At 71.7% G+C, this 7544-nt stretch carries 7 protein-coding genes and 1 pseudogene; 3 read left to right on the top strand and 5 right to left on the bottom strand.

Annotation, left to right across the window (positions count from 1 at the left end; translation table 11 throughout):
- The 4 genes and pseudogenes from E1287_RS45215 to E1287_RS40710 form a co-directional block, all read right to left on the bottom strand.
- A pseudogene (locus E1287_RS45215) lies at positions 1-263 on the bottom strand (hypothetical protein); the annotation flags it as partial.
- On the bottom strand, positions 260-1264 hold the full coding sequence (locus E1287_RS40720; protein ID WP_243719782.1) for a HAMP domain-containing sensor histidine kinase: 1005 nt from the start codon (positions 1262-1264) through the stop codon (positions 260-262). The pseudogene E1287_RS45215 and the gene E1287_RS40720, both read right to left, overlap by 4 nt.
- Before the next feature lie 77 nt (positions 1265-1341).
- Entirely contained in the window at positions 1342-2037 is a 696-nt protein-coding gene (locus E1287_RS40715; protein ID WP_131971073.1) for a response regulator transcription factor, read from the bottom strand.
- Positions 2038-2100: 63 nt separating this feature from the next.
- The gene (locus E1287_RS40710) at positions 2101-3582 is read right to left on the bottom strand and encodes a glutamate--cysteine ligase (RefSeq protein ID WP_131971071.1); all 1482 of its coding nucleotides are present in this window, start codon (positions 3580-3582) and stop codon (positions 2101-2103) included.
- 157 nt (positions 3583-3739) lie between these two features.
- On the opposite strand from E1287_RS40710, the gene E1287_RS40705 reads away from it, so the two are divergent.
- Positions 3740-5122, top strand: coding sequence for a HAMP domain-containing sensor histidine kinase (locus E1287_RS40705; RefSeq protein WP_131971069.1), 1383 nt, complete (start codon positions 3740-3742; stop codon positions 5120-5122).
- Between the two features lie 59 nt (positions 5123-5181).
- On the opposite strand, the gene E1287_RS40700 is transcribed toward E1287_RS40705, so the two are convergent.
- Positions 5182-5730, bottom strand: coding sequence for a YceI family protein (locus E1287_RS40700; RefSeq protein ID WP_131971067.1), 549 nt, complete (start codon positions 5728-5730; stop codon positions 5182-5184).
- Between the two features lie 213 nt (positions 5731-5943).
- Here E1287_RS40700 and E1287_RS40695 point away from each other — a divergent pair, with 213 nt between their 5' ends.
- Positions 5944-6762, top strand: coding sequence for a L,D-transpeptidase (locus tag E1287_RS40695; RefSeq protein ID WP_243719781.1), 819 nt, complete (start codon positions 5944-5946; stop codon positions 6760-6762).
- A 93-nt stretch (positions 6763-6855) separates the two neighbouring features.
- Positions 6856-7544: choice-of-anchor P family protein (locus tag E1287_RS40690; protein WP_131971065.1), on the top strand; the 689-nt coding region annotated here is incomplete at its 3' end.

The following is a 7544-nucleotide window of genomic DNA, read 5'->3' as shown; positions in this document are numbered from 1 at the left end:
CCCCCCACAGCACCCGACCCGCCCGCGACCACCGAACCCGCACCCTCGCCCGACTGCTCGCCCGCGCTGTCCGGTTGCTCGGCTGCGTTGCCCGGCTGCTTGGGCTTTTCGTTCGGTTGCTTGGCCGGGGTGCCCTGTGGCTTGGGCGTGTCGTCTGGCTGTTTGGGTGGGTTGTCTGGTTGGTCGGACGTGTCGTCCGAGGGCGGGGATGGCTTGGACGGTTCTTCGGGGGTGCCCGATGAGTCCTGGGATTCGTTCGTCATGCGGGTTCTCCGGAGGTCGGGGGGATGGTGACGCGGATGCGGCAGCCGGTCGGGGTGTCGAGGACGGTGATGTCGCCGCCGTGCAGGTCCGTGGCCCAGCTGGCGATGGCGAGGCCGAGGCCGGTGCCGCCGCCGGGTGTTCCGGCGCGCGGGCCGGATGTGGAGCCGACGGACGAGCCGCGGGAGAAGCGTTCGAAGACGCGGGCCCGTTCCTCGGGCGGGATGCCGGGGCCCTCGTCGGCCACCTCGATGACGAGCCCGCCGGGCGGGCTCCCGGGAAAGGGACGTGCGGTGACGGTCACCGGGCGTCCGTCCGGGCCGTGGCGGGCGGCGTTGTCGAGCAGGTTCGCGACGATCTGGTGGAGGCGGTCGCGGTCGGCGCAGGCGCGCAGGCCAGGCACGATGTCGGACTCGAACACCGCTTCTGGGCGGCCGGCGGCGGCCTCCGCGGTGACGTCGGCGACGAACGCGGCCACGTCGATGTCGGTGACGTCCAGCGTCGCCGCGCCCGCCTCGACCCGTGACAGGTCGAGGAGCTGGGTGACGAGGCGGCCGAGGCGCTCGGTCTGGTCGAGGGCGGTTTCGAGGACGTCGGGCGTCGCGGGCGTGACGCCGTCCGCGACGTTCTCCAGCACGGCCCGGAGCGCGCTGATCGGCGTGCGCAGCTCGTGCGACACGTTCGCGACGAACTCGCGGCGCTGCCGGTCGACCTCGGCGAGGTCGGCTGCCATCCGGTTGAACGCCTGCGCCAGCTCGCCGACCTCGTCCCGGGACGTGGCCCGCACCCGGCGGCTGTAGTCGCCGCGCGCCATCGCCCGCGCCGCCGCCGTCATCTCGCGCAGCGGCGCGGTCATCCCGTGCGCGAGCAGCTGGATGAAGACGAGGGCGATGAGTATGCCGACGGGCAGCGTCTCCCGCGCCCGGAACCCCAGCGGATACCCCCACAGCACGATCAGGACGGCGACGCACGCGGTGGCGACGACCACGACGCCGAACTTCACCTTGATGGAACGTAGCGGGTCCAGCGGCCGCGGAAGCCTCGCCCACAACCTGTGGACAAACCCGCGCGGGACGGCGCTCACGAAGCCGCGTCCAGGCTGTAGCCGACGCCGTGGACGGTCCGGATCAGCCCCTGCCCGAGCTTGCGGCGCAGCGCCTTGACGTGGCTGTCGACGACCCGCGTCCCGGACGCGTCCGCCCAGTCCCACACCTGTTCGAGGAGGACGGCCCGGGTCAGCACCGCGCCGCGGTTGCGCAGCAGGCAGGTGAGCAGGTCGAACTCGGTCGGCGTGAGGTGCACCTCGCGTCCGTCCAGCCGGACGCGCCGGGCCCGCTGATCGACCTCCAGCGGCCCGATGCGCACCGCCTCGTCCACGGCCTCCGGGATCCCCGGACGGGGGCGTTCGACGCGGCGGAGCACCGCGCGGATGCGGGCGACAAGCTCCCGCATGCTGAACGGCTTCGTCACGTAGTCGTCGGCGCCGACGCCGAGCCCCACGATCAGGTCCGTCTCGTCGTCGCGGGCGGTCAGCATCAGCACCGGGACGGGACGTTCCGCCTGGACGCGGCGGCACACCTCGAGCCCGTCGAAACCGGGCAGCATGACGTCCAGCACGATGAGGTGCGGCTCGTAGGCGCGGGCGCGCTCGACCGCGGTGGGCCCGTCGGCGGCGACGTCGACGCCGAATCCCTCCGCCGCCAGCCGGTCGGCGACGGCCCGCGCGATCGTCGGCTCGTCCTCGACGATGAGGATCCGCGTCTCGTTCCCTGTCACGGACCAGACTCTAGAAGCCCGTTATGTATGCGATGAGCGCGATTTGTGCAGGACTTGTGAAGATCAGGGCCCGACAGGCCAGGTGTGGACGGGAGCGTTGTCGGTCATGTGCTCGACATAGGAGCGGACCATCATGCGGAGCGCCTCGTGCCGCGGGACGCCGCACGACTCCTCTATGGCGTCCACGGTACCGATCTGCCAGGCCGCGCCGGTCTGGCCCGTGACGCAGCGGCGTTCGATGATGCCGAGGAGCCGGTCGCGGCGGGACGGGTCGACGCCCCACCGTGTCAGCCCCTCGTGGGCGAGCGGCAGCAGTTTCCGGAGGACGAGTTCGGCGGCGGGCACCTCGCCCATGCCGGGCCAGTACAGGGTGGATTCAAGGCCGTCGCGGGCAGCGCGATGCAGGTTGTCCTCTGCGGTCGCGAAGGACATCCGCGTCCAGACCGGACGTTCGTCTTCGGCGAGCATGCGGACGACACCGTAATAGAAGGCGCCGTTGGCGATGACGTCGGCGACGGACGGCCCGCCAGGAAGGACGCGGTTCTCCACGCGCAGATGCGGCCGGCCCTTGACGACCGCGTAGATGGGGCGGTTCCAGCGATAGACCGTCCCGTTGTGGAGGGTCAGTTCGCCCAGTTCGGGGATGCCGCCGTCGTCCAGGACGGCGCGCGGGTCCTCGTCGTCGCAGAGGGGGAGCAGTGCGGGGAAGTAGCGGGTGTTCTCCTCGAAAAGGTCGAAGACCGAGGTGATCCAGCGTTCGCCGAACCAGACCCGCGGCCGGACGCCCTGCGCCTTCAGCTCGTCCGGACGCGTGTCGGTGGCCTGCTCGAACAGCGTGATGCGGGTCTCGTGCCAGAGCCTGTGCCCGAACAGGAACGGGGAGTTGGCGCCGATCGCGACCTGCGCGCCGGAGATGGCCTGGGCCGCGTTCCAGTAGGCGCCGAACTGGTCGGGACTCACCTGCAGATGGAATTGGACGCTCGTGCACGCCGCCTCTGGGGTGATGGTGTCGGCGTGCATGCGCAGCGGCTCTGGTCCGTCGATCGCGATGCGCATCTCCTCGCCGCGCGCCGCGAAGATCTGGTCGTTCAGCATCTTGTAGCGCGCGTTGGACGAGAGCGTCTCCTCGCCGATGTCGGACCGTCTCAGGGTCGGCAGGATGCCGATCATGGCGAGCCGCCCGCCGACCTCGCGGGCGCGGGCGTCGGCGTGGTCGAGATGGTCGCGGACCTCCGCCTCCAGCTCGCCGGTGCCCGTCCCGCCGAGCTCCCGGGGCGGGATGTTGATCTCCAGGTTGAACTGGCCGAGCTCCGTCGCCCAGGCCGGATCGGCGATCGCCTTGAGCACGTCCGCGTTGCGCATCAGCGGATCGCCGAGTGAGTCGATCAGGTTGAGCTCGATCTCCAGCCCGATATGGGGGTGCTGGAAGTCGAACTGGGATTCGCCCAGCATGCGGGCCAGCACGTCGAGGCACCTGCGCACCTTGTCGCGGTACCGCCGCCGGTCCTCGCCGCTGATGGTGACCGAAGCCACGTCCCTGCCCATGTGTCCGTCCCTGTACTCCGGAGGAACCGTCATAAACGGGATCTCCCGGTGCGAGTAGGTGAAAACCCGGCGCTTTGGTTTCGGCCTCCCGATTTGTGACCGACCGGTAGCGTGTGTGCTTCGTCCGAAATCTGGCTATTCCCAGTGGGAGGAGCTCATGCGCATGCGTCCCCGGTCCATCCGGGCCAGGGACACGCTCATCGCCGCCGTCATAGCCGCCCTGGTCCTAGGCGTGGCCGCGATGGGCGTCGACTTCGCCTTGCGCACCAGGATCGAGACCGATCTTCTCCAGGGGACGCAGGTCGAGGGCCGCCGGGTGAGCGGCGGCGTCCGCGACGGCACGCTGGAAGGGCAGATCGCGGACGAGACCCGCGGCCGGATACTGATCCAGGTCGTCGAGCCCGGCGGGCGCGTCACAAATGCGACACCGGCCGCTACGGACAGGCCGCCGGTGAGCAGACTCTGGCCGTCGAGCAACGTGCGCGTCCGCGACTACATCGAGTGCCGCGGCGTCTGGCCGAACCGCGAGTGCTACGTCGTCGAGGCCATCCGCGTCTCCACCGCGCCCGACTCCGTCGTCGTGTACGCGTCGGAGCGCCTCCCGTCCTACCTGGTCAACGGCCTTCTGGAGGTGGGCCTCGCCACGGCCGTGCTGCTCCTCGCCGGGCTCGCCGCGTGGATCACCTGGCGGATCGTCGGCCGCACCCTCGGCCCGGTCGAGGCGATCCGCGCCCAGCTCGCCGAGATCAGCGCCACCGATCTGAGCCGCCGCGTCCCCGAGCCGTCCGGGCAGGACGAGATCGCCCAGCTCGCCCGCACCGCCAACGCGACGCTCGACCGGCTGGAAAGCGCCGTCGGACGCCAGCGCCAGTTCGCCTCCGACGCGTCCCACGAGCTGCGCACCCCCATCACCGCGCTGCGCGCCAACCTGGAGGACGCGTCGATGCACCCCGACGACAACGACCTGCGGGCCGTCGTCGAGTCGGCGCTGCGCGACACCGACCGGCTGGAGTCGATCGTCACCGACCTGCTCCTCCTCGCCCGCATCGGAACCGGCGGGACGGCCGCGCAGGAGCCGATCGACCTGGCCGAACTCGCGGACGCGGAGATCCGCCGCCGCGCCTCAGGCCGGAAGGTCAGCGTCGCCCTCGCCGGACGGGTGACGGTGCGCGGCGTCCGCATGCAGCTCGTCCGGCTGCTGGGCAACCTGCTGGACAACGCCGACCGGTACGCCGAGTCGTCCATCACGGTCGAGGTCACCCGGGAGGACGGCCAGGCGCTGCTCACCGTCACCGACGACGGCGTGGGCATCGCGCCCGCCGACCGCGAGCGCGTCTTCGAGCGCTTCACCCGCCTCGACACCGCCCGCAGCCGCGACGCCGGCGGCACCGGACTCGGCCTCGCGATCGCCCGCGAGATCGCCCGGGCGCACGGCGGAACGCTCCGGATCGAGGACCACGCGTCGTCCGGCGCCCGCTTCGCCCTCCGCCTCCCGCTCGTCACGACCCTCCGCCGCCTCCCGTCCGCCCGCACCCGCTAGCGGGGTCCGGGAATGCCGAAGGGCCGCCCATCTGGGCGGCCCTTGGGAAAGCGTGAAAATCAGGCGCGGACGGCCTGGACCTCAAGCTGGAGGTCGACCTTGTCGCCGAGCAGGGCCTTGTCGCCCTTCAGCGGCACGTTGAACTCGATGCCCCAGTCCTTGCGGTTGATGGTGGTGCCGGCGGAGAACCCGGCGCGCGTCCCGCCCCACGGGTCCTCGGCGACGCCGTTGAACTCGACCGAGAGGCTCACCGGACGGGTGACGCCCTTGATCGTCAGGTCGCCGTCCAGGTAGTGCTCGCCGCCCTCGGAGCGGACGCCCGTGGCCGCGAAGGTCATGGTCGGGTGGTTCTCGACGTCCAGGACGTCGGCGGTCCGCACGTGCGCGTCCCGGTCGGCGTTGCGGGTGTCGAGCGAGGCGACCTTGATCTCGGCCGTCGCGCTGGACTCGGCGAGCTCCTCGGCGATGTGCACGGACCCGCTGAACTCGGTGAACGTCCCCCGAACCTTGGTCATCAGATGCCGGATGACGAAGGTGACCTCGGAGTGCGCGGGGTCGATGTTCCAGGTGCCCACGGTCAGCTCGGGGGCGACGGCGGCGATGCTCATGGTGACTCCTAGCAGTGGTTGGAACGAGCCATGTGCTTGAAACTTCAACGACTGGTGGCACGTTAGTTGAGGGTTCAAACATTGTCAAATCCGGGATTGTTCCCCGGGCGTGCAACCACAACGGGTGCTCGTGCGTAATCAGCGGGCACACAGGCGGGGCCGGAGGAGCTATAGGGCCCGTCCCGCCGGCGTCCACGATCATCGGGAGTCCTCGTGAGCGACGAACAACCGCGCGGCGCGGCGCGCCCGGCCAGGCGGCCCCGCCAGGCCCGCGGGCCGGCGTCCGGCGCGGCCGTACTGGCGGCCACGGCCGTCCTCGTGACCGGCTGCGGGGGAGGGGAGCCGGGCGGCGGCAAGGCGGAGGCCGCGGGCGGCGGCGGCAAGCTGCCCCAGGCGACCACCTACACGACCATCAACGACCTGCCGGCCGACGACGCGCCCGCCGCCGCCCTGGACGGGACGGTCGTGCACCCCAGCGAGACCGCCCCCGTGTCGGCGCAGCCCGGCGCGCCCGCTGTGGCGGAACTGCCCGCCACCCAGCTCAAGGGCGACACCTGGGTGCCGGTCGTGGAGACCCGCCCCGGCTGGCGGCGGGTGCTGCTGCCCAGCCGGCCCAACGGCGTCACCGGCTGGATCCCCGACTCCGGGCTGAAGGTCGCGCGCAGCGCCCACGTCATCAAGGTGGACGTCAGCGACCGGAAGCTGACCCTCCTGAACGCGGGCCGCAAGGAGGGCACCTGGTCGGTGGCGGTCGGCGCGCCGAAGACGCCCACCCCGACCGGACGGACGTTCGTCCTCGCCTCGCTGGCCCCGCCCAAGCCGACCTACAGCCCGCTCATCCTGCCGGTCGGCTCGCACTCCGAGACGCTCGACACCTTCGGCGGCGGCCCCGGGACGGTCGCGTTCCACGGCTGGCCCAGCGCGTCCGTCTTCGGCAAGGCCATCACCCACGGCTGCGTGCGCGTCCCCCCGGACGCCTTGAAGCGCCTGGCCAAGGCCCCGCTCGGCACACCCGTCCACGTCACGGCCTGACGTCCTGAAGCCCCGGCCGCGAGGCCGGTCCGCCCGACAAACCCCCCGCAAATCCGCGCCACCCATAGTTCGAAACCCCCAAGGAGAGCAACCGTGCGTTTGCAGACCATCACGAAGTGCGCGGCCGTCGCCGGCGCGCTCGCTCTGCCCTTCGCCGCCGTCGTCCCCGCCGCGTCCGCGACCAGCGGCGGCGTCGGCTCGGCCACCGCCATCTCCGCGACCGGGCCGGTCGCCATCCCGCCGACGCCGACCGTGACGTCCACCGGCCACAAGCCGGTGCGCAAGAGCGTCGCCGAGCTGCCCGCCAACGCGCTCGGGATCGAGGCGAGCCTGCTGAACGCCGCCGCCTGGGCCGGGCACGGCCGCGCGTCCGTCACCGACCTCCGGATCGCCAAGTTCGGCCTCAGCGCCAGCGCGGTCACGGCCAAGTGCGAGAACGGCAACGGCGTCTCGCACCTGAAGGAGGCGACGCTGAACGGCCGCAAGCTGAAGCTCACCGCGGCGCCCAACTCGGCCCTGACCGTCAACCTGAACGGCCTCGGCTCCGCCACGGTCACGCTGAACAAGCACGTCCGCGACCACGACGGCAACCTGTCCATCACCGCCATCGAGATCAGCGCGACCCTCGCCGGCAAGACCCAGACGATCGCGATCTCCTCCGTCACCTGCGGCAAGGGCGGGAAGCCGGGCCAGCCGTCCGAGCCGCCGTCGAAGCCGTCCGAGCCGGGCACGCCGTCGTCGCCGTCCACCCCGCCGGACGCCGCCCCCTGTCTCTTATACAC

Source organism: Actinomadura sp. KC06 (assembly GCF_004348735.1).
GTDB lineage: Bacteria > Actinomycetota > Actinomycetes > Streptosporangiales > Streptosporangiaceae > Spirillospora.
Note: the sequence above shows the minus strand (reverse complement) of the source record. Positions and strands in the feature narration are given on the sequence as shown.

What these genes read in the sequence shown, in the direction of transcription:
- E1287_RS40710 (WP_131971071.1), bottom strand. Translation starts at nt 3,582, where the DNA reads ATGGGCAGGGACGTGGCTTCGGTCACCATCAGCGGCGAGGACCGGCGG.
- E1287_RS40705 (WP_131971069.1), top strand. Translation starts at nt 3,740, where the DNA reads ATGCGCATGCGTCCCCGGTCCATCCGGGCCAGGGACACGCTCATCGCC.
- E1287_RS40700 (WP_131971067.1), bottom strand. Translation starts at nt 5,730, where the DNA reads ATGAGCATCGCCGCCGTCGCCCCCGAGCTGACCGTGGGCACCTGGAAC.